Source organism: Okeania sp. SIO2F4 (assembly GCF_010672385.1).
Lineage (GTDB): Bacteria > Cyanobacteriota > Cyanobacteriia > Cyanobacteriales > Microcoleaceae > Trichodesmium.
Genome location: NZ_JAAHGT010001326.1, coordinates 1 through 1,755, shown reverse-complemented (window position 1 = coordinate 1,755; position 1,755 = coordinate 1). Strand labels below are relative to the sequence as shown.

Sequence of the window (1,755 nt, the reverse complement as noted above, 5' to 3'; positions counted from 1 at the left end):
CTTACGCAGCACAACCTATTTTCGTCCCTATCGACCGACAGGGAAGCAATCTCAAATCTTAGTTTTTCGTACCTCATGCATAAGTCCTGTATTAAAAAAGCAATCAGCAATCAGCACTCAGCACTCAGCAGTCAGCAGTAAACGTTTAGAAGGGGAATGTTACCCCTCCGCGCACTATCCTGCTTATAGAAGCACTTGATTTAAACGATCGCTCAAAAAGCTTATAGCGTATGGGCTAAAAGCTAATAGCTAGTTAATTATTTGGTAAACTAATCACAAACTCAGTTCCTGTTCCTAATTCTGAAGTACAAGTGATTTTTCCTTCATGTTTTTCTACTACAATTTGACGAGAAATTGATAAACCATTACCTGTTCCTTTTCCTACTCCTTTTGTGGTAAATAAATGCTCAAATATTTTCTGTTTTACTGACTCAGAGATTCCCTTGCCATTATCTTCTATACGAATAATTGCCTGTTGTTTGGCATTGTCAATTTCTGTGGTAATACTAATCTGATTTGGTGCTGATTTGATTTCGGTGAAAGTTTTCCCAAAATTACTTTCATCTATAGCATCAATAGCATTAGCAATTAAATTCATAAATACTTGATTTAGTTGTCCTGGATAACAGTTGATTTCTGGCAAATTTCCATAGTTTTTTCTGACTTGGATTTCCGGACGATTTTCATTGGCTTTGAGTCTGTGTTTGAGAATTAATAAGGTGCTATCTATTCCTTCATGGATATTGAATGGTACTTTCGCTATTGTATCCCCGCGAGAGAAAGTTCTCATTGATTTACTAATCTCGGCAATACGTTCTGTTCCTTGTTTCATAGAATCAATAGTCTTAGGCAAGTCTTCGAGCAGATAATCTAACTCGATCGCCTCCATTTCTTCTTCGATTTTTTCCCCTGGTTGAGGGAAAGTTTGGCGATAGAGGTTCAACAGGTTAATCATGTCTTGGATATAATCAGAAGCGCAATCTAAATTACCCAAAATAAAACCTAATGGATTGTTGATTTCGTGAGCAACTCCGGCAGTTAATTGACCGACGGTTGCCATTTTTTCGCTTTGAATAAGTTGTAGTTGTATTTGCTCTAATTGTTGGGCGTAATTCTGAGATTCTCCATTGAATTGATAGCTTAACTGCTAAGGTAATTATGAATGGGAACAATGGAGAACCTGACATCAAAGTTGCAGGCAAGAGACTACTACCAATTTGGATAATTGCTAGCTTCGCTCGATCCATCATCACGGGTAAATCGAGTAAATCCAGAATTTCCCGCTATCCAATCAATTTTCTAATTTCTGAAAATCCTGCTTCGATTTCAGTCGGTGTGAGTATATCTGGAAAGTCGATACCCAACTTTTGTAGTAGAGATTTTCCGAGTTCAATTGCCTCTATCGGCTTATTTTGTGAAACATTTGCCTGAATCAAAATTTGGTAGACATTGACTCGATCTAATAATGACTGAGCTTGTTGGACGACAGTTTGAAACAAATGTTCCATGGTCTCAAAGTCACCGCAGAGGAAGACTAAATCAACAGCTAAATCATGGAAGGCTAAACTCATTTCATAGTTTCGTTGCCAAGCTAGCTCTCCTACTCCTAGTAAAAATAATCCAATCTTATACCAATTTCAAAAAATATTGTTACAATAGAATAGGTATAAAATTATTAAGCGATAGCAACTACTCTGTGGCGATCGCTTAACTACCAAAAACCAAAATAACCATACAAAAACTACCCATCCTTCT

2 protein-coding genes and 1 pseudogene are annotated in these 1,755 nt (G+C 37.1%); 1 reads left to right on the top strand and 2 read right to left on the bottom strand.

Annotated elements, in window-relative coordinates:
• Positions 1-199: hypothetical protein (locus tag F6K22_RS40110; protein WP_293110670.1), on the top strand; the 199-nt coding region annotated here is incomplete at its 5' end.
• Between the two features lie 54 nt (positions 200-253).
• Here F6K22_RS40110 and F6K22_RS40105 read toward each other — a convergent pair.
• Positions 254-1,123: pseudogene (locus F6K22_RS40105) on the bottom strand (sensor histidine kinase); the annotation flags it as partial.
• A gap of 160 nt (positions 1,124-1,283) precedes the next feature.
• Complete coding sequence (locus F6K22_RS40100) at positions 1,284-1,571, bottom strand: hypothetical protein (protein WP_293110668.1); 288 nt, start codon at positions 1,569-1,571, stop codon at positions 1,284-1,286.
• Positions 1,572-1,755 lie beyond the last annotated feature (184 nt).